A 20,285-nucleotide genomic window follows, 5' to 3' on the forward strand; every position below is an offset into this window, starting at 1 on the left:
TTATTTATTTTTCTTTTGTAGAATTTCTTTTTGTGCAGGTTGATCACCTACAGTTATTCTATCTTTGTTTTTTAATACAGTTTTATTACCTATTCCTTTAATCTTAACAAGATCTTCAATACTTTTAAAATTGCCGTTTTTATTTCTGTATTCAATTATTCTTTCAGCGTATTTGTCTCCTATTCCTGAAAGCTGAGTAAGCTCTGCTTTTCCTGCGGTGTTTATATTGATTTTTTGAGAAGCAAACCCTGAGCCTGTAAAAATAAAAATGAAAATGGAAAAAATAAGAACAAATTTTTTAAACATAATAGTCTCCTGTAAAAAAAATAGGTTAAAGTAAGATATGAAAATTTAATATTTTATATTTTTATAGTAAAATATTTAAAGTATCAACTGATAAAATTTTTTATTTGAATATTTGCAGCCAGCAAGTGATTTTGCTGGTAGTTTGATTTTTGAGGCTAGAAAATACTGAAAATTTAAAAAATTTCATTTACAGCAAGCATCCCTTCCAAAGTAAGTTGAGGTTCAATGCTTTCAATGGAAGTTGTTATTTTTTCCATTACAACTGCAAGTCCTCCTGTTGCAATAACCATTGGATTTCCCAAGGTTTCTTTTTTTATTTTTTCCACCATTCCGTCAACAAGAGCGGCATAGCCATATAAAATTCCTGATTTCATACTTGAAATAGTGTCTTTTCCTATGGCATTTGGTGGAGGATCGTAAATTTCTACCCTTGGGAGTTTTGAAGCAATATTATAAAGAGCTTCAGCAGCTATTTTTATTCCAGGAGAAATGGCTCCACCAAGATATTCGCCATTTGAGGAAATAACATCAAATGTTGTTGCTGTTCCAAAATCAATTATTATTAACGATGTTTTAAATTTTTTGTATGCTGCTATTCCGTTTATTATTCTGTCTGCTCCTACTTCCATTGGATTTGAGTATAAAATAGGCATAAGCTTGCTTACAGATTTTGAATTTATCCAGTGGATATTTGCATTTTTAAGATAGTCTCTGGAAAAATCTTTTATGATATGGTCTGTTTCAGGTACTACTGAAGAAACAAGAACTTTTGTTATTTCTTTTTCAGAAATGGAGCTTTCGGAAAAAAGGCTTTTTACAATAATTGCAAATTCGTCTTTTGTTGCCTGTTTTCTTGTACTTACCCGCCAATGCTTTAATATTTTTTTATCTTTAAAGATTCCTATAACGGTATTGGTATTGCCAACATCAATTGCAAGAAGCATCTTGCCTCCGAATTTATAAGTTTGTAAGCCTGGATCAAGGACTTAATGTTAAATTAAAGCATCTATTACTTTTAAGGCTGCCCTGGTTTCTTTTACATCATGAACCCTTACAATTTTTGCTCCGTTAAGACAAGCAGCGCATACTGAAGCAACGCTTCCTGTTATCACATCTTCATCATTTGGCAAATCATCTTTTCCAACAAGTTTTCTTATAAATGTTTTTCTTGATGTTCCTATTAGAATTGGAAAACCAAGAGCTTTTAATTGATCAATTTTTTTTATGATTAAAATGTTGTGTTCAAGGGTTTTTCCAAAGCCGATTCCAGGATCAAGAATAATTTTTTCTTTTTTAATTCCTTTTTTTAGTGCAAATTCAATTCTTTCTTCAAAAAAATTTAAAAGTTCATCAATAATATTTGAATATGAAGGGTTTTTCTGCATGGTCTCCGGAGTCCCTTTCATATGCATTAAAACAAGATGTGAATTGGAATCTGATGCAAGCTCTGCCATTTCATAGTCAAATGAAAGGGCAGAAATGTCATTGATTATAGAGGCTCCAGAAAGGATTGCATTTTTTGCAACTATTGCTTTATTTGTGTCAATTGAAATGGGAAGATCTGTTATTTTCCTTAAGTTTTTAATAACAGGAACAACACGGTTGATTTCTTCTTCCGGTGGAACAGATTTTGAAAAAGGCCTTGTGGATTCTCCTCCTATATCAAGGATATCAGCCCCTTCATTTATAAGTTTTTTTGAGTGGGAAAGAGCTTTTTCTAAATTGTAGAATTTTCCCCCATCAGAAAAAGAATCAGGGGTAATATTAATTACCCCCATTATTAAAGTTTTTTTACTTTTAAGATCAATCATTGATTATTCTTGATTTTCATCAGGAGGTTCAGGGTTTGTTTCTGAGTCAGAAACTTCTTTTTCTTCATTTTTTGTTTTTTCTTTGTTTATAATAGGTTCCTGATCATCAAGGGAAGGAACCTTTGAAGAAAATTTAAAGTCGGGCTTTTCGCTTAAAATAAGTTCATCAAGCTCATTGCCCATTACAGTTTCTTTTTCAAGCAAAAGATCCGCAAGTTTGTGAAGAAGGCTCATGTTTTTATTTAATACATCTTCTGCTGTTTTATATGCTTTGTTTATTATATTTGTAACTGCCAGATCTATTCTTCTTGCTGTATCTTCTGAGTAATCCTTTGAATGGGTTATTTCCCTTCCAAGAAAAACCTGATCATCGTCCTTTGAATATGAAAGCGGGCCAAGCTCTTCGCTCATTCCCCATGACCTTACCATTTTATGGGCAATGTTTGTAGCATGCTTGATGTCGTTTGAAGCTCCTGTACTTATCCTCTTGAAAATGAGTTCTTCAGCCACTCTTCCTCCAAAGGCAACAGAAAGTGAGCTTTCAAGCTGATCTTTATATCTGAAATCGCTTTCATCAGGTAGAAACCAGGTAACACCAGCAGCCCTTCCCCTTGGAATTATTGTTATTTTATTTACAGCGTCTGTTAAGGGAAGAAGTCTTGCAACAAGTGCATGACCGCCTTCGTGGTATGCAGTAACTTTTTTCTCGTCCTCACTCATTACCTTGGATTTTCTTTCAAGACCCATATATACTTTGTCTTTTGCATCTTCAAAATCTTTCATGTCTACAAAATCTTTGTCCCTTTTTGCTGCAATAAGAGCGGCTTCGTTTATTACATTTTCAAGATCAGCACCTGAAAATCCCGGAGTACCCTTGGCAAGGGCTCTTATGTTTACATCATCTGCAACAGTAGTTTTTTTAATATGCACTCTTAAGATCTTTTCTCTTCCTGCAACATCGGGAAGAGGAACTATCACCTGTCTGTCAAATCTTCCGGGTCTTAAAAGAGCCGGGTCTAAAACATCAGGCCTGTTTGTTGCTGCAATGAGAATAACCCCTTCATTTGATTCAAATCCGTCCATTTCAACAAGAAGCTGGTTAAGTGTTTGTTCTCTTTCATCATGGCCTCCGCCAAGTCCAGCACCTCTTTGTCTTCCAACGGCATCGATTTCGTCTATGAATATGATGCAGGGAGCATTTTTTTTACCTTGTATGAAAAGATCTCTTACCCTTGATGCTCCAACCCCTACAAACATTTCAACAAAGTCTGAACCGCTTATGCTGAAAAAAGGAACTGCGGCCTCTCCTGCAACTGCCCTTGCTAAAAGAGTTTTTCCTGTACCTGGAGAGCCGGTTAAGAGTACGCCCTTGGGAATTCTTCCTCCAAGACGGGTGTATTTTTTCGGATCTTTCAAAAAATCGACTATTTCACTAAGTTCTTCCTTTGCCTCGTCAACTCCGGCAACATCATCGAAAGTAACCGTTTGTGTGTTTGCAGTCATAAGCTTTGCCCGGCTTTTGCCAAAAGACATGGCTTTCCCCCCACCGCCTTGCATTTGTTTCATGAAGAAAATCCAGACTCCAATTATTATCATAAGGGGAAGCCATGAGACTAAGACGCTTACTATCCAGTGGTTTTGTTCAGGTGGTTTTGCATTAATTGCAATTCCTTTATTTCTAAGTTCTTCAATAAGGCCTGGATCATTTGGTGAGTAAGACCTGTAAGTTTGTCCAGAGGCATCTTTTATTGTAAGATTTTGATCCTGAATAGTTACATCAGTTATCTGGCCCTGGTTTACCATGGCCATAAATTCGGAATAGTTAATCTGTCTGGAACCTGGACTTTGCTGCTGTTCAAAAATTTGAAAAAGCATGAAAAAGACCAGAAGTATTACCAGCCAGAGAGAAAGATTTTTATAAAAAGGATTCAATTAGACCTCCAGATATTTATTTAGCTCCTAATTTTGACAAAGGAGCAGGGTTAACTGCTTAATGTTTAGCCAATTTTTTAATTACCTTAATCATCATTGTTGAGCAAGCAAGAAATATTTGTTTTTTTACATTAAAATTCGTTTAATAACTAATGTTTTTTCACCTTTCAAGGGTAAAGCATTAAAATGGTTTTTTGCAACTCCTGAGATCCAGTAGATTTTTTCCCGGGATTCAAGAACTGCAATTTTTTTCTTTTCATCCGGTGAAAGTTTTTTTTCAGCTAAGATTTTTTTTATTTTTTTTCTTCCCTTGAAGTTTTTTGGAGAAAATCTGTCTCCTTTTTCAAGATTTCTCAAGATAAGAGGAAAGTTGATTTCCTTGGGATTAAGCCTTATTTCTTCAACTTCCTCAAGGCTTTTTGTATTGTCTTCCTTTTGTGTATAAATTTTAAAATTTATTGTTTTATCCGGGCTTATCAATATATTTTTTTCCGGAAGTTTTTCTATTTTGATATTAAAATCAAGACTTTCGGGCTTATAGTTTCTCAGGCAAACTTCAGCTAGCTTAAGTTCTAAAGTTTCAAAATATTTTTCTGCTATTATCCGATCTTTTAAATGGAATTGTTTTCTTCCTTCAAGTAATGAAATTTCAATTATTTTATCTATATGATCCAGGGTGGTTTTAAAAGTTGTTCCTTTAAGGGATTTTATGGTTTTTCTTAAAACTCTTCTTTTTATTGCTTTTTCAAGTTGATTAAAGACTTCAAGATCAATTAATGCTTTGTTTTTTTCAAACTTGACTATACTTGAAAAAAAATTATTTATATAGTTTTCAATAAACCTGTTTTCTTCATCAGAAATATCTATAAGGTTTGCAATTCCTTTTTTTATTGATGGATTGAACTCTTTTTCCAGGTAAGGAATTAAAACATTTCTTATTTTATTTCTCAGATAGTCTGCTTCAAAATTTGTTTTGTCTATACAATAATTGATTTTCTTTTTTTCAAGGAAATCAATTATTTGATTTTTATCAATATCAAGAAGGGGTCTTATTATATTGTTTCTTTTTTCCGGAATACCAGAAAGCCCGTCAATTCCGGTACCTCTTAAAAAATTCATTAAAACTTGTTCTATTGAGTCATCTTTATGGTGGGCTGTTGCAATAAATTTAAACCCTTTCTTTTGTGAGATTTTATTTAGTAGATCATATCTTTTTTTTCTTCCGGCGTCTTCTTCAGAAATTTTAAGTTCTTTTGATATTTTTTTTATATCTTTTTTTTCGTAGAAAAATTCTATTCCAAGCTCTTTGCAAAATTTTTTGCAAAACTGGGCGTCCTTATCTGCCTCTTTTCCTCTTAAACAATGGTTTAAGTGAAAAGCTCCAATTTTAAATTTGTATTTTTCAGATAAAAGATGAAGATGGTAAAGAAGGAAAACAGAATCTGGGCCGCCTGAAAAAGCAAGAAGAACCGATTCGTTTTTTTTAAATTCGAATTTGTTTATGAGTTTTTTTTCTATTAGTTTTTCAAATCTTGATTTCATTAGGCTTCTCTTTTTGAGATTTGTCTTGATTTTTTTTATTGAAAATATATGATGTAGTCAAAATTTTCAATGAAAAGCCCCAAAGTCATCCTGACCGGCCGCCGTGTAACAGACGGTTGTGAACCTCGTCAGGCCTGGAAGGGAGCAGCGATAAGCGATTCTTTGTCTGTGTCGCGGATCGATCCCGGTCAGGATGACTTTGGGGCTTTTTTTTCTTTAAGTCCCTCCACTTAGGCATATTTTCAAAATAAAACCCTTAAGAATTAGCTTTTACTTTTCTTGACAAGCTGTTTTTCCGTCTTATTTTTCCCAACAGATTGAGTATGATTGTTTTTACACTATAAAAAATTGAAATAATTAATAAAGTTTTGATGGGGGAGAGTTTTGGAAGAAAATAATAAGACATCCCGGAAAATTGATATTGATGATGGCTCTGAAGATTCTTTTGAAAAAGCTGAGCCAGAAGAAAAAATCAATTTAGATTCTTGCTTTGAAAGTCATGATGCGGAAAAAGAAAATCAGGAGTTTGAAAGTGGTTTGGAAGAAAAAGAAGCTGATTCAATAGAGCAGCCTGATGAAATTGTTCTGCTTAAAAAAAGGCTTGAGGAAGCTGAAGAAAAATCCAGGGAATCAAATGACAAGTATATTCGAGCTCATGCAGAGCTGGAAAACTTTAAAAAAAGAACCAATAGAGAAGTCAATGAGTTTAAAAAATATGCGGTAGAAGCAATAGTAAAACAGCTTCTTCCTGTGATTGACAATCTTGAAAGAGCAGTGCTTTCCGCTGAATCTTCAGGAGAAACTGAATCATCTCAGATAACTCAGGGAATAAAAATGACCTTGAAAGAAGTTGAAAGAGTATTTGATCAGTTCAGTATTAAATCTGTTGATGCCCAGGGAGAAAAATTTGACCCCTTATACCATATGGCAGTGGGGCAGGAAGAGCGGGATGATGTTGAAGCAAACATAGTAGTTAAGCAGTTTCAAAAAGGATATCTTCTCCATGAAAGACTTATAAGACCAGCAATGGTTATAGTTTCTACAGGAAAGTCTATGGAAAGAGCAGATAATGAAAATTTGGACAAAGAAAATAATAGCGGTGAATAATTCAGTAATAACCGCGGGATAAGATAAGGAGATTTTAAAATGGGTAAAATTATAGGAATAGATTTAGGTACAACAAACTCTTGTGTTTCAGTTATGGAAGGCGGAGAGCCCAAAGTTATAACAACAGCAGATGGCGGAAGAACCATGCCTTCAATGGTGGCATTGACTGACAGCGATGAAAGAGTTGTGGGGCAGATTGCAAAAAGACAGGCAATTACAAACCCTGAAAATACAGTGTTTGGTGCAAAAAGACTGGTGGGAAGGAAATTTAATTCTCCTGAGGTTCAAAGAGATCAAAAAAACCTTCCCTATGAAATAAAAGAAGCAGACAATGGTGATGTCCGGGTTGTTTTAAGAGACAAGCAGTTCAGTCCTGCCGAGATTTCATCTTTTATTCTTGCAGAAATAAAAAGAACAGCAGAAGCTTATCTTGGCGAGCCTGTAACAGATGCTGTAATTACAGTTCCTGCTTATTTTAATGACAGCCAGAGACAGGCAACAAAAGATGCAGGTAAAATTGCAGGGCTTAATGTTCAAAGAATTATAAACGAGCCTACTGCTGCTTCTTTGGCATACGGGCTTGATAAGAAATCAGAGGAAGTCATAGCAGTATTTGATCTTGGCGGTGGAACCTTTGATATTTCAATTCTTGAAATAGGAGACGGTGTTTTTGAAGTTAAGGCCACAAACGGTGATACCCATCTTGGCGGTGACGACTTTGACCTTTTGGTAATTAACTGGCTTGCAGATGAATTTAAAAAAGACAATGGAATTGATTTAAGAAATGATAAAATGGCGTTGCAGCGTTTAAAGGAAGCAGCTGAAAAAGCAAAGATGGAACTTTCATCTTCAGTTGAAACAGATATAAATCTTCCTTTTATAACAGCTGATCAGTCAGGCCCAAAGCATCTTCAGATCAAGCTTTCAAGATCAAAACTTGAATCTTTAGTGGGAGATCTTCTTGCAAGAATTGACGGACCCTGCCTTACAGCCATCAAGGACTCTGGACTTTCAAAGGATAAAATCAATGAGGTTATTCTTGTTGGTGGTATGACTAGAATGCCAGCTGTTCAGGAAAGAGTTAAAAATCTTTTTGGCAGAGAGCCCCATAAAGGAGTAAACCCCGATGAAGTTGTGGCCATCGGAGCTGCAATTCAGGGCGGTGTTTTACAAGGTGATGTAAAAGACGTTCTTCTTCTTGATGTAACTCCTCTTTCTCTTGGGATTGAAACCCTTGGCGGAGTTATGACAAAGCTTATTGAAAAAAACACCACTATTCCTACAAGAAAAAGTCAGGTGTTTTCAACAGCTGATGACAATCAGCCTGCTGTTTCAATTCATGTGCTCCAAGGTGAGCGTGAAATGGCTTCAGACAATAAGACTCTAGGAAAATTTGAGCTTACAGATATTCCTCCTGCACCAAGGGGAATGCCTCAGATTGAGGTGACTTTTGACATTGATGCCAACGGAATAGTTGCTGTTTCTGCAAAAGACAAAGGCACAGGAAAAGAACAGTCAATTAAAATTACAGCGTCCAGCGGCCTTTCAGATGAAGATATTGAAAACCTTGTTAAGGAAGCTGAGCTTCACGCAGAAGAAGATAAGAAAAAACGCAAATTGGTTGAAGCTAAAAACCAGGCTGATGCAGTAATTTATCAGACAGAAAAATCTCTTAAGGATGTTGGAGATAAAGTTGATGCCGAAACCAAGGCAAATATTGAGTCCCATGTAGAAAAACTTAAGGTGAAGATAGAAGGCACTGATGTTGAAGAAATAAATAAAGCAACTCAGGAGCTTACAGAAGCATCCCATAAACTTGCTGAAAAAATTTATCAGCAGCAGGCAGAGCAGGGCCAGGCCGAAGCAGGTTCAGCAGATCCTGCCCAGGGAGAGTCAGCAAGTCCTTCTGACGATGATGATGTTGTTGATGCAGATTTTGAAGAAGTAAAAGACGATAAAAAATAAAATTAGTTAAAATATAAATTATTTAAAAGCCCTGAAAGGTTAATCCCTGCAGGGCTTTTTTTGTTTTTATCAAATTAATTTGGTCATTTGACCATTATAGACTTGAAATTATTGTTTTTTATATGTATATTTAGTTATCAAATGACAATCAAGGTGGGTTATGACCAGGTATAAAAAAAAACGTTTTATTTCAAGAAAGCCAGAAAATCAGGTTTTTGCACCTTTGGGAAATTCTTTTAAAGAAGAGCTTGTCTTATCCCTTGAAGGTTTTGAAGCAATAAGGCTTTCTGACTATGAAAATCTTAATCAGGAAACAGCTTCAAAAATTATGGGAGTATCAAGACAAACCTATGGAAGAATTCTTAGAGAGGCAAGGCAGATAATAGCCGAAGCCCTTGTTGTAGGAAAAAAAATAAACATAAGCGGAGGGCATTACCAGCTCAGAAGTGAAAAAGGAAATAGAAGACGCTTCAGAGGTGGACAAAGCAGGAATCCTGATTTTGAATAAAAAAACTTAAACAGGAGGTGTATTATGCCAGGAATGGATAAAACAGGCCCAAACGGAGCAGGTCCAATGACAGGTGGGGCAAGAGGTTATTGTTCGGGAAATTTTCAGGGAGCTCGCAATCCTTCAGGTTATGGATATGGAAGGGGAGGAGGTTTTAGAAGAAGATTTTTTAATAGAAACAATAATTTCCAAAATCCTTTGCCAAATTTTCAAAATGGATCAGAAGTCGAAGAATAAATAACTACTCAGGGCAGCTTAGCTGTCCTGATTGATTTTAGCTTTAAACATTTTTTAAAATATTTAAAGTTTTAAACCTCACCTCAATAAAAATCATCTGTTAATTATTTAACAACACCGGTTTATTCATTTATTTAAAAACAAATCCCCAAAAGATAAAATCAGTTCCAAGTATTGTTTCACAAATTTGTTTTCAAATTTGTAAATTCTAAGTTTGTTATGCTAAGTATAAGTTTAAAATTTTGCATATTAATTTTGAAAATTTAAAAGGCGGGGGCAAGTTGTGCAGGACTTTATAAATCATGAATTAAACCTTGCAGGAAAATTTGTAGAAGAAACAGGAGCTAATATTTTTCTTACGGGAAAGGCTGGAACAGGTAAAACAACTTTTTTGGGAGAAACAGCAAAGACAACAGCCAAAAGGTTTATTGTCACAGGACCAACCGGAGTTGCTGCAATAAATGCAAAAGGAGTGACCCTTCATTCTTTTTTTCAGCTTCCTTTTACCCCGTTTATTCCGGGCTCAGACCTTGGGGACAGAAGATTTAAATTAAGTAAGGAAAAAAGAAATATAATTAAAAATTTAGATCTTTTAATCATTGATGAAATAAGCATGGTCCGCTCTGATGTCTTAGATTCAATTGACCTGGTCTTAAGGAGTTTTAAAAACAGTCCAAAGCCCTTTGGAGGGGTTCAGCTTTTAATGATAGGTGATCTTCACCAGCTTTCTCCTGTGGTAAAAAGGAATGAATGGGAAATTTTGAAAAATTATTATGATTCCCCTTATTTTTTCAGCAGCCACTCTTTGAAAAACACTGAATTTATAACAATTGAACTCAAGCATATTTATCGTCAAAAAGATGAAAAATTTATAAATATCTTAAATAAACTAAGAGATAATGATTTTGATAATCAGATAAAAAGTGAGCTTGAAAAAAGATATATAAAAGATTTTGTTCCTGAAAAAAATGAGGGTTATATGATTTTAACCACCCATAACAGGGCAGCAGAGTGTTTTAATCAGGAAAGAATGGAGGAAATTGAAGAAAAAGAATTTTATTTCAATGCTGATATTTCAGGTGATTTTCCAGTCAATAATTATCCGGCTCCTGAGGTTTTAAATCTTAAAAAAGGTGCCCAGGTAATGTTTTTAAGAAATGATCCCTCACCTGAAAAGCTGTATTTCAATGGAAAAACCGGAATTGTAACAAAAATAGATAAAGAAAAAATCAAGGTTTTTTGTCCTGATGATAAAAAAGAAATCAAGGTTTTTCCTTTGGAATGGGAAAATATAAAATACGGACTTGGGGATGATAATGAAATAAAGTCTGAAATTACAGGAAAGTTTATTCAGTTTCCTGTAAAGCCTGCCTGGGCAATAACTATTCATAAAAGTCAGGGGCTTACATTTGAAAAGGCAGTTATTGACGCCCAGGATGCTTTTACCCACGGCCAGATTTATGTTGCCTTGAGCAGATGTACAACTCTTGAAGGCCTTGTTTTAAGTTCTCCACTTTTAAATCTTCCGGGAACCGACAAAATGGTAGAAGATTTTTATAATAACCTTGAACCAGGCCTTTATCTTGAGAAATTTCTTGAAAGTTCAAAAAAAAGCTATCAGCAAAAGCTTATTTTTGAGTGTTTTGATTTTTCATTGTTTGACAGGTTTTTCAGGCGATTTTATTTTTTTTGTAAAAGCAATTCAAATACAATCTTTTTATCAAATTCAGAAAAAATAGAAGAAATTAAAAAAATTGCAGAAGATGATATTTTTTCTGTATCTGAAAAATTTAAAAATCAGCTGGGTAAAATGTTTGGATCAAAAATCCTGCCTGAAAAAGATAGTTCCCTTATTGGAAGGATAGGTAAAGCTTCTCAATGGTTTTTTGAGCGGGTGGAAAAAATAAATGATTTTTTAGAAAAATTAAGTTTTGAAACAGACAACAAAGAAATAAAAAAGCAGCTTGATTATTCATATAAAAACCTTTTTCAGGAAACACTTATAAAAAAAGCATCAGTAAAATCCTGCGAAAACGGGTTTAGTCCTTTGTTTTATTTAAAATCTGTTTCAAAAGCACAAACAGATTTTACTCCACCAAAAAAAAAGAAAGATTCATTACCTTTGTTTGAAGAATCAGATATTGAACATGGCGAAGTGTTTTCTCTTTTAAAAAAATGGAGAGCAAAAAAAGCAGGGGAAGAAAATCTCCCCCATTATCAGATACTTCATCAAAGTGTGATAATCCAGATTTCCATAATTCTTCCGGAAAATGAAAAAGAGTTGATGAAAATAAAGGGAGTAGGGCCTAAAACCAATGAAAAATACGGAAAAGAGCTTCTTGAAATTGTAAATAATTATAGAAAAATAAATAAAATTGAAAAAGTAGAGCTTCCAGAATTTGAAGAAAAACCTAAAAATGTAAAAAAGAATAAAACCCCAAAAGAGGACACTAAAACAATAAGTTTTAATTTATACAAAAAAGGTCTTTCCATTGAAGAAATTGCCAGGGAAAGGGGTTTTGTTCCAGCAACAATTGAAGGACATTTAAGTTTTTTTGTAGAAAAAGGAGAGCTTAATCTTAATGAATTAATTTCAGAAGACAAAAAAGATAAAATAATTCAAGAAATTAAAAATCAAAAAGATCAACTTGGTTTTAAACAAATTAAAGAAAATTTAGGCAATGAATATTCCTATGGAGAAATAAAAATGGTTGTTTCTCATCTTAAGTTTCTTGAAACTAAAGATTAGTTTTATATAAAATCAGCTGACTTCTTCAGTTTGAAAAACAAAATTAAAGGCTTTTTTAAGATCTTCTGTCACAAGATAAAAACAAGGAACCATGACAAGGGTGATTATAGTTGCAAATAAAACTCCAAATCCAAGGGAAATTGCCATTGGAATAAGAAACCTTGCCTGTCTTGAAGTCTCCATAATCATTGGCATAAGTCCGCAAAATGTTGTCAGAGTTGTTAGCATTATCGGCCTGAATCTTAAAATTGCTGAATTGTAAACAGCATTTGCTGGTAATTCGCCTTCCCTGGTTTTTCTATTTGTAAAATCAATTAAAACAAGGGAGCCGTTAACAACAACTCCTGAAAGAGCAACTATTCCAAAAATACTCATTACGCTTAGGGAGTATCCCATAATAAGATGGCCTATTACAGCACCGATTATTCCAAAAGGAATGCAAACCATTATTATTACAGGCTGAAAATAACTTTTGAATGGGATAGCAAGAAGAGCATAAATAAGTAAAAGGGCAAATAAAAGGCCCTGGATAAGGCTTTGAATACTGTCTCTTATTTCTGCCTGGGTTCCTTCAAAGCTATAGGTTAAAAGAGGGGTTTTTTCTAAAAGTCCTGGAAGAACATCTTTTTCAAGATTTGCAGTTAAGATGTCTGCCTGTGATCTTGGGAAAATATCTGCTGTAACTGAAACAACTCTTTTTCCTTCTTCACGGTTTATTGATGTAAATGCCCTTGAATAACTTATTTGGGCAGCATCTCTTAAAAGAATTTCACCTTTGGGAGCATTTAAAACAAGGTTTTCAAGAGTTGCTTCATAATTTCTTTCTTTTTCAGGAAGTTTTACCATAACGCTTATTTCATCTTGACTTCTTAAAAATGAAAGTGCTTTTTTTCCGTAAACCGCATTTCTTACCTGACTGGCAATTTCCCTTGAAGTAAGACCCATTCTTTTCCCTGCCGGGAGAATTGAAAGATCAATTTGACGTTTTCCACTGGCAGAACCATTGTCTATATCAGAAACTCCTTCATAGTTTTCAAGCTTTTTTGCCAGCTCTTTTCCTGCATTTTCAAGAATATCTTTATTGGGATGTGAAAGTCTTATTGTAATTGCTTTTCCCGATCCCGGGCCTCCTCTGTCAGACTCAAAGGAAATTGTTTCAATTCCTGTAAGATTTCCAGTACGTTTTCTCCATTTGTTTGAAAATTCAGTTGTACTTATGGGCCTTTTATCTGCATCTGTAAGATAAACTCTTAAGCTTATTGTATTTTCACGTATAAGAGAAAAAATTCCCTGGCTTAATTCTTCTTTTCCGTTTTCCTCAACAATCTGATTTGCACCGTCAATAAGAATTTTTTCAATTTTTCTTACATTTTCATGGGAAGATCCAATAGGAAGAACTGCATTAGCATAAACATAGTCAGATTCAACAGAAGGAAAAAGAGTCATTCCCATTCTGCCTGATTTTATATACCCTCCAAAGCCCAGAAGAATTGCAAGGCAAAAAGCTATTACATTATATTTGTTTTTAATGGCAAATTTTAAAAATTTGCCATAAATATTTTCAATAAAAGATTCAAAGGCTGTGCTAAAACGATTTTGTAACTTGTTTATAAAATGAAGAATTCCTTTTTTTCTTAAAGGTTTTTGATGGCCAAGATGGGCAGGAAGGATCAAAAGACTTTCAATCAGAGACACAGCAAAGACACAGGCCACTACAATAGGAATTGATTTAAAGATTTTTCCCATGAATCCAGGGATAAAAAGCAGGGGGAGAAAAGTTATAATATTGGTGGTAACACTGAAAAATACAGGGGTAGCAACTTCTTTTACTCCATAGACTGAAGATTGGAAAATTGAAAATCCCTTCTGTCTAGAGCTGTAAATATTTTCGCCTACAACAATGGCATCATCAACAACAATTCCAAGTGTAATTATAAAAGCAAACATGGTTATCATGTTTATGCTGAAGTCTGTAAATGGGAAAATAAGGAAAGCTCCTGAAAATGAGACAAGAATTCCAAGGCTTACCCAGAAAGCAAGTCTGATTTCAAGGAAAAGAGCAAGAAGAATAAAAACAAGGAAAAGTCCCTGAAATGCATTTTTTAATAAAAGTGCTCCCCTTTGCTTGAAGGTGTCTGATCTGTCCCTTAAAACTGAAAGCTGTAAATCTCCTGGAAGTTCTGAGTTTATTTCAGCCATTATTTCTTTGGCGGCTTTAGAGACCTGAATGGGAGTTTGATCTCCAACTCTGTAAACATCAATCAAAAGGGCATTTTTTCCATTAAATCCTGCAGTGACAAAGGAATCTTCAAAACCTTCCTTAACAATTGCCAGATCTCCAAGCAAAACTCTTTCCCCGCTTGCCGTGGTGATTATGGGAAGTTTTTTGTATTCTTTGGCTTTTTCCTTTAAATCTTTGACTCTTACAAGAAGGTCTCCTCCTTTTGTTCTTAAGTTCCCAGCTCCTACATCAAGAGATGAGGCTTTTATGGAAGAGGCAATATCTTCAATTTTTAAATTATATTTTCTTAAATTAGCCTGGGGAACTTCAATGTGAATTTCCCTGTCCCTTGAACCGCTTAATTCTATCTGGGTGATGTCTGAACTTTGCAAAAGTCTGTCTTTTATGTTTTCGGCTGTGTCTCTTAGAACAATATCATTTTCAGAGCCCCATAAAACCAGATCAAGAACTCCTCTTTTTCTTTCAGCAATTGATACCTTTGGATCTTCGGTTTCATCGGGAAAGGAACTTATTCTGTCAACTTCCTTTTCAACTTCCTGCCATAGTCTTATAATATCAGCAGATTTTAATGCCTCAATAATAACTCTGCCTGAACCTTCAGAAGCAGTGGAGCTTATACTTTCTATTCCTTCAAGTCCTTCAATTGCTTCTTCTATTGGAAGAATTATTCCTTTTTCAACTTCTTCGGGGCTTGCTCCGGGATAGGCAACTGAAACAATCACTGAATCAGGATCAAATTCAGGGAAAACTTCTTGTTTTATATTCAGTCCCATAATAATTCCCCCAACCAGAAGAACTATCATTAGAATATTTGCAGCAACTGAGTTGGAAGCCATCCAACCTAAAATGCCTTTGTTTGTGAATTCGTTCATCTGTGACTATCCTGATTATTGTCTATTTTAAGAGGCATTCCGTTTACAGGTATATTAATTGAGGAGGTGACAATTTTTTCACCTTCTTTTATTCCTTTTTTAACAAAAATATTTTTATCGTCTTTCCAGATTATTTCCACAGGCCTTATTTCAAGAACTCCATTGTTAAAAATCCAGATATTATTGTCATGGACATTTTCCCTTGGAATTTCAAACACATTTTTTATAATATCACCCATGATTTCAAAACTAATGTAATCACCTGCTATCAATGGCAGTTTTTCACAGTCAAGACTAAGAGGATCCTTTACTTCTGCAATAATTTCAACCATTCTTGAATCTTTACTGACCCGGCCTGTAAGGGATTTTAAATTTCCTGTTCTAAAAAGATCTGAAGTCTGGGAGTAAACTTTGACCAAAGCTTTGTTTTGCTCTGCTTTTACAAGTCTTTTGATTCTGTCCTGGGGAAGATAGCCTAAAATTCTATATGATGATGTTCCATAAAGCAGGGCGATTTTTTCAAGTGAAGAAATATAGCTTCCCTCTTCAATATAGGTTTCTATTATTACCGAATCAAAAGGTGCTTTAATTATGGTTCTTGATAGGTCTAGCTGAGCTTTTGAAAGTTCAGCTTCTGATGATTCAAGTTTTGCCCGGGCAGATTTAAGTTGGGGCTGTCTTAATGCAAGTGATTTGTTTTCAAATTCATCCATTCCTGATTTTTCATAAAAGCTAAGCTCTTTTTTGGCACTTTCCTGTTTTCCTATTTCAAGGCTTAGTTCTGCTTCAGACTGCTTTACCTGGGCTTTTAGTTTTTTTATCTGGTAAAGGTAATCTTCTTTTTCAATTTCTGCTATTATTTCGCCTTTTTTTACAATCCCCCCGGGATAAAAGTTTTTTGAAACAAAAACAATTTTACCGCTGACAGAAGTTTTAAGGTCAACACTTTTTTCAGGAACAACTGTTCCCATTCCTTTTATTATTATTTGAGATGTTTTTTTATTTAGAGTTTTAATATCAACATAAAATGCTTTTACTGTCTTTTTGGCTCCTTTTTTTACCAAAGGTTTTGAAGTCATAAAATAAGTGTAGCTTTTAACCCCCAGGAAAATGAGTAAAATAAAAAGAGCTGTTTTTATAGAAATTCTTATGATTTTTAAGTTTTTTTCATTCATTTTTATTTTCCATGTTTTTTGCAAATTTTTCAGCCCAGGTGCTTCCAATGGCTCTGTAAAGAGATATCCTATATTCAAGGAGATTTGATTTTTCGTTTATAAGAATAGATTCAAGATTTTTGAGGTAATTATATTTTTCAATATAATCAATATAATCTGAGCTTCCGTTTTTATATTCATTCTCAGAATAATAAAGGGAAGTTTTTGATGCTTCTATTCTTTTTTTTACAAGTTCCAGTTTTTTTAACTGGGATTTTTCTTCTGAAACTGCATCTGATACTTCCTTTAGTGCCGAAATAACAAGGTCTTTATAGGAATATAAATTTTCGTTTCTTTCCGCTCTTGTTCTTTTGATCTCTTCTTTTAAATTTCCTCCGTTAAACACTGGTGCTGCTAAATTTGCCGCAAGATTTGAGATCCAGTCATCAATGGAAAGAGAAAAGTCATCTGAACCAAGACCTATGGCTCCTGAAATTGAAAGCTTTGGAAGCATATTTTTTTTTGCAGAATAAAGGTTTTGCTGGGAGGCATTAAGCCTTGAAAAAGAAGCTTTAATATCTGGCCTTGAACTGAGAATATCTAAAGGAATTCCAGTTTCAGGCATTGGAGGAAGATCAGGAAGTTCAGATACTTTTAATTTTAAAGAGTCAATTCCTGTAAGATAGATAAGTTTGTTTAAAAGAAGGGTTTTTTCAAGCTCAATGGAGTTTATTGTTTCTTTTAATGAAATTGTTTCCTTTTTATGATCATAAATATTTGAAGCCTTGGTCATTCCATTTTTATACCTGAGCTTTAAAATCTCAAGCTGGTTTTCATTCTGGTTAAGGATTTCATTTAAAATTTTTAGTCTTGAATTGATTGAAGTTATATCTTTCCATGTGGTTACAGTTTCAGAGGCAATGGTTACTGCAGCTGATTCTAGTTCACTTCTTGCAGCTTTTTCATTAAATTCAGCAGCTTTTACCCGGGAATTTATTTTTCCCCATAAATCAATTTCATAACTTGCCGCAAGTCTTGCAGATGAAGATTTAGAGGTGTTTTTATCTGTTCTTGTTTCAGAAATTCCCCCCTCAATATCAAGATCAGGAAACAGCCCTGATTTTTCCTTTGCAGAAACAGCCCCTGATTTTTTAAGGGTTTCAAAGGCCTTTTTTATTGTATTATTGTTTTTAAGAGCGGTTTCAACCAGATAATTAAGTTCTTCATTATTTAAATCTTCCCACCATTTTTCAATTTTTACATTTCCTGATAAATTTTTGGTGAAACTTTCAGGCATTTTAACATCAAAATTTTTTTCTTCGGGTTTAAATGACGCACACCCGGAAATTAAAATGATTATCAATACAAAGATTAAAAATTTTTGATTCATGATTATCCTGTAAAATTAAAAGCTTTAAGTTTTTTTAATTGGCTGATGAAGATCATTAGATTTAAGAAAGCTTTTTATTTTTCCCCTGTAAAAAGAGTGCAGATTCCAAAGGTAAAATTTTTATATTCCAGATTTTTAAATCCGGCTTTTTCCATTATTTTTAAAAAATCAGGGGAAGAAGGAAAATTAATTACAGATTCAGGCAGATAAGAATAAGCGTTATAATTTTTTGAAAAAAGGCCGCCTATAAATGGAAGTATTTTTAAAAAATATAAAAGATAAAGGGATTTTAAAAATTGGTTTTCAGGTGTTGTAAGCTCTAAGACAGCAATTCTGCCGCCGCTTTTAAGACAGGAATAAAAGTTTTCCAAAGCTTTTTGTCTGTTTACTATGTTTCTTATTCCAAAAGCTATGGTAACTGCATTAAATTTTTGATCTTTAAATGGAGAATAAAGAGCATTTGAAGAAACAAGGTAAAAACTATTTTCTTTATTTTTTAGCCTTATTTTTTTCTTTGAAAATCTAAGCATTTCCCAGGAAAAATCAGCTCCTGTTATCTGGGCTGTTCTATTTTGTCTTAAAACTTCAAGGCCTATATCACAGGTTCCGCATGCCATATCAAGAATTTTGGGGTTGTTTTGATCAAGTTTAAGTGATTTTACCGCCTTTTTTCTCCAGGTGACATCCTGTCTTAGGCTTAAGAATCTGTTAAGAAAATCATACCAAGGTGCTATTGTATCAAACATGCTTTTTATAAATGGGCGTTCATTCTTATTCATTGACAATACCGTTTAATGTATTAATTATTATATAAAATTTTGGCTTCCGAAAAACTCAAGGTCGGAAGCCAATTTTATTTAATTGAAGACGGCAAAATATTTACCACAATCTTAAATTTTAAACAATAAACATAAAGTTCAGGTTTTTATAATGACAACAAAAAAAGATTATTATGAGATTTTAGGGGTTGAAAAGGATGTTGATTCAGATACCTTGAAAAAAAGGTATAGAAAAGTTGCAATGAAGTACCATCCAGACCGAAATCCTAACAATGCCGAAGCTGAGGAAAAATTCAAGGAAGCATCTGAAGCATACGCTGTTTTATCCGATGTGGAAAAAAGAAAGATTTATGATCAATATGGTCATGAAGGCTTAACAGGAGCAGGTTTTTCAGGAGCTGGAGATTTTAATGATATTTTTTCAGACTTTGGTGATGTATTTCAGGAGTTTTTTGGATTTGGGAGAAGCAGAAAAAGACGCTCAGGACCTTCAAGGGGCTCTGATTTAAGATATGATCTTGAAATAGATTTTGAAGAAGCTGTGTTTGGTGCTGACAAAGAGCTTGATCTTTTAAAAGATGAAAAATGTGAAAGATGCTCTGGAATAGGAAGTGAACCTGGAAGTTCTCCCGAGGTTTGTTCCAGGTGCGGGGGATCTGGCCAGTATACAGAGTCCCAGGGATTTTTCACAGTGAGATCAACTTGTCCGTATTGTAAGGGGCAAGGTTCTGTAATTAAGGATCCATGCAGGGAATGCAGGGGAAGGGGAGTTGTCCAGAAGCAAAGAAAGATTTCCTTGAAAATTCCCAAAGGGGTGGACAGTGGCTCAAAACTAAGGATTTCTGGTGAAGGAGAAGCAGGGGCATTAGGCGGACCAAACGGTGATCTTTATATTTTTCTAAGGGTGAGGCCACATAAAAATTTTGAAAGAAGAGGAACAGATTTAATCTGTTATGTTGATATTACTTTTATCCAGGCCGCTTTAGGAGATAAAATAACCATTCCAACCATAAGTGGTGAGCTTGAAATAGAAATACCAAAAGGAACCCAGTTTGGCGATAAAATAAGACTTAGAAATGAAGGGGTTCCCTCTCTTAGAACAGGTCAAAGAGGTGATCAAATTGTCATTTTTCATATAAAAACTCCAAAAGGTATAAACAAGAAGCAGGAAAAGCTTTTAAAAGAATTTAACAAGCTTGATAAAAGTAAGATTAAAAACAAACTCAAAAATCTTTTAAAAGGATTTTAGATATGTATGAACTAAAAGTTACAGGAAGTTTTGCAGCTGCACATCGTCTTTCAAATGTTACTGAGAAATGTGAAAATCTCCATGGACATAATTGGAAAACAGAGCTCTTTATAAAATCTGACAAACTCAATGAGTTTGGAGTTGTAATAGATTTTGGAATTATAAAAAAATATTTAAGGGAAATTTTAGAATATCTTGATCATAAGTATTTGAACGAATTGGAGCCATTTAAAAATATCAATGCATCATCAGAAGTTTTATCAAAATATATTGCCGATGAAATTGAGAAACGAATTGAAAGTAAAGAAATAAGTGTTTCAAGGGTAACAGTCTGGGAATCAGACAATGCCGCAGCTACTTATTATCCTGATAAATAAAAAGCTGGAAAACTGAAACTGCTTTTTTGCCCGGTCATCAAATTAAGTTTTATCAATATGAGCTG

Annotated in this window: 16 protein-coding genes and 1 other RNA gene; 8 read left to right on the top strand and 9 right to left on the bottom strand. The window is 34.1% G+C overall.

The annotated features are described in order from the left end of the window. The 5 genes from RBR53_04045 to tilS all read right to left on the bottom strand — a co-directional run bounded on the left by RBR53_04045 (position 1) and on the right by tilS (position 5,591). Complete coding sequence (locus RBR53_04045) at positions 1 to 306, bottom strand: helix-hairpin-helix domain-containing protein (GenBank protein MDY0131821.1); 306 nt, start codon at positions 304 to 306, stop codon at positions 1 to 3. Between the two features lie 173 nt (positions 307 to 479). Then, on the bottom strand, positions 480 to 1,250 hold the full coding sequence (locus RBR53_04050) for a type III pantothenate kinase (protein ID MDY0131822.1): 771 nt from the start codon (positions 1,248 to 1,250) through the stop codon (positions 480 to 482). A 48-nt stretch (positions 1,251 to 1,298) separates the two neighbouring features. Then, positions 1,299 to 2,117 (bottom strand): dihydropteroate synthase, encoded by an 819-nt coding sequence (gene folP, locus RBR53_04055; protein MDY0131823.1) that lies wholly within the window; start codon positions 2,115 to 2,117, stop codon positions 1,299 to 1,301. A gap of 3 nt (positions 2,118 to 2,120) precedes the next feature. Then, on the bottom strand, positions 2,121 to 4,049 hold the full coding sequence (ftsH, locus tag RBR53_04060; GenBank protein MDY0131824.1) for an ATP-dependent zinc metalloprotease FtsH: 1,929 nt from the start codon (positions 4,047 to 4,049) through the stop codon (positions 2,121 to 2,123). 126 nt (positions 4,050 to 4,175) lie between these two features. Continuing rightward, positions 4,176 to 5,591 carry a tRNA lysidine(34) synthetase TilS gene (gene tilS / locus RBR53_04065; GenBank protein ID MDY0131825.1) on the bottom strand — a complete coding sequence of 472 codons (1,416 nt, stop codon included), beginning with the start codon at positions 5,589 to 5,591 and terminating at the stop codon, positions 4,176 to 4,178. A 98-nt stretch (positions 5,592 to 5,689) separates the two neighbouring features. Here tilS and ffs point away from each other — a divergent pair. The 6 genes from ffs to RBR53_04095 all read left to right on the top strand — a co-directional run bounded on the left by ffs (position 5,690) and on the right by RBR53_04095 (position 12,157). After that, positions 5,690 to 5,774: signal recognition particle sRNA small type (gene ffs / locus RBR53_04070), an RNA gene on the top strand. A gap of 201 nt (positions 5,775 to 5,975) precedes the next feature. Then, complete coding sequence (gene grpE / locus RBR53_04075) at positions 5,976 to 6,698, top strand: nucleotide exchange factor GrpE (GenBank protein MDY0131826.1); 723 nt, start codon at positions 5,976 to 5,978, stop codon at positions 6,696 to 6,698. A 39-nt stretch (positions 6,699 to 6,737) separates the two neighbouring features. Further along, positions 6,738 to 8,663, top strand: coding sequence for a molecular chaperone DnaK (dnaK, locus tag RBR53_04080; protein ID MDY0131827.1), 1,926 nt, complete (start codon positions 6,738 to 6,740; stop codon positions 8,661 to 8,663). Positions 8,664 to 8,823: 160 nt separating this feature from the next. Beyond that, positions 8,824 to 9,171 (top strand): DUF134 domain-containing protein, encoded by a 348-nt coding sequence (locus tag RBR53_04085; protein MDY0131828.1) that lies wholly within the window; start codon positions 8,824 to 8,826, stop codon positions 9,169 to 9,171. 24 nt (positions 9,172 to 9,195) lie between these two features. After that, a complete protein-coding gene (locus tag RBR53_04090; GenBank protein ID MDY0131829.1) occupies positions 9,196 to 9,408 on the top strand; it encodes a DUF5320 domain-containing protein in 213 nt (70 codons plus the stop codon). Between the two features lie 283 nt (positions 9,409 to 9,691). Next, positions 9,692 to 12,157, top strand: coding sequence for a helix-turn-helix domain-containing protein (locus RBR53_04095; GenBank protein ID MDY0131830.1), 2,466 nt, complete (start codon positions 9,692 to 9,694; stop codon positions 12,155 to 12,157). A 12-nt stretch (positions 12,158 to 12,169) separates the two neighbouring features. Here the strand turns inward: RBR53_04095 and RBR53_04100 are convergent, their stop codons facing one another. The 4 genes from RBR53_04100 to ubiE form a co-directional block, all read right to left on the bottom strand. Beyond that, positions 12,170 to 15,271 (bottom strand): efflux RND transporter permease subunit, encoded by a 3,102-nt coding sequence (locus tag RBR53_04100; protein ID MDY0131831.1) that lies wholly within the window; start codon positions 15,269 to 15,271, stop codon positions 12,170 to 12,172. Then, on the bottom strand, positions 15,268 to 16,446 hold the full coding sequence (locus RBR53_04105; protein MDY0131832.1) for an efflux RND transporter periplasmic adaptor subunit: 1,179 nt from the start codon (positions 16,444 to 16,446) through the stop codon (positions 15,268 to 15,270). Before RBR53_04105 ends, RBR53_04100 begins: the two co-directional genes overlap by 4 nt. Next, a complete protein-coding gene (locus tag RBR53_04110; protein ID MDY0131833.1) occupies positions 16,439 to 17,815 on the bottom strand; it encodes a TolC family protein in 1,377 nt (458 codons plus the stop codon). Before RBR53_04110 ends, RBR53_04105 begins: the two co-directional genes overlap by 8 nt. 74 nt (positions 17,816 to 17,889) lie before the next feature. After that, entirely contained in the window at positions 17,890 to 18,594 is a 705-nt protein-coding gene (gene ubiE, locus RBR53_04115; GenBank protein ID MDY0131834.1) for a bifunctional demethylmenaquinone methyltransferase/2-methoxy-6-polyprenyl-1,4-benzoquinol methylase UbiE, read from the bottom strand. 151 nt (positions 18,595 to 18,745) lie between these two features. Between ubiE and dnaJ the strand changes: the two genes are divergently transcribed. Together dnaJ and queD are read left to right on the top strand one after the other, a co-directional pair. After that, positions 18,746 to 19,843, top strand: coding sequence for a molecular chaperone DnaJ (gene dnaJ / locus RBR53_04120; GenBank protein ID MDY0131835.1), 1,098 nt, complete (start codon positions 18,746 to 18,748; stop codon positions 19,841 to 19,843). A 2-nt stretch (positions 19,844 to 19,845) separates the two neighbouring features. After that, entirely contained in the window at positions 19,846 to 20,220 is a 375-nt protein-coding gene (gene queD / locus RBR53_04125) for a 6-carboxytetrahydropterin synthase QueD (protein MDY0131836.1), read from the top strand. Positions 20,221 to 20,285 lie beyond the last annotated feature (65 nt).

Source organism: Desulforegulaceae bacterium (assembly GCA_034006035.1).
Classification (GTDB): Bacteria; Desulfobacterota; Desulfobacteria; order Desulfobacterales; family JACKCP01; genus JACKCP01.